The sequence below is a fragment of the Sphingobacterium sp. GVS05A genome (assembly GCF_019969845.1).
Taxonomy (GTDB): Bacteria; Bacteroidota; Bacteroidia; order Sphingobacteriales; family Sphingobacteriaceae; genus Sphingobacterium.
The window spans coordinates 1-264 of record NZ_JAHXYR010000032.1 but is presented as its reverse complement, the minus strand read 5'-3'; the positions used below and the strand labels follow the sequence as shown (position 1 = coordinate 264).

The following is a 264-nucleotide window of genomic DNA, read 5'->3' as shown; positions in this document are numbered from 1 at the left end:
TTGAACTGCTGACCCCTACATTATCAGTGTAGTGCTCTAACCAACTGAGCTACGGGACTAGCTATTCTGTTCATCTATCTCTCTCGGTCCTGCTCCTTCTAGGGGCGGGCACTTTCTTCTGATGTTTTTTCTTCTTTTTCAATCATATGTACGTGACGAGCATCGATCCGCGATACTCTAGAAAGGAGGTATTCCAGCCGCACCTTCCGGTACGGCTACCTTGTTACGACTTAGCCCCAATTATCGGTTTTACCCTAACACGCT

General features: G+C 47.3%; 1 rRNA gene. It reads right to left on the bottom strand.

Annotated features, from left to right (window positions below):
* Positions 1-181: 181 nt before the first annotated feature.
* Positions 182-264: ribosomal RNA gene (locus LC454_RS26320) — 16S ribosomal RNA — on the bottom strand; the annotation flags it as partial.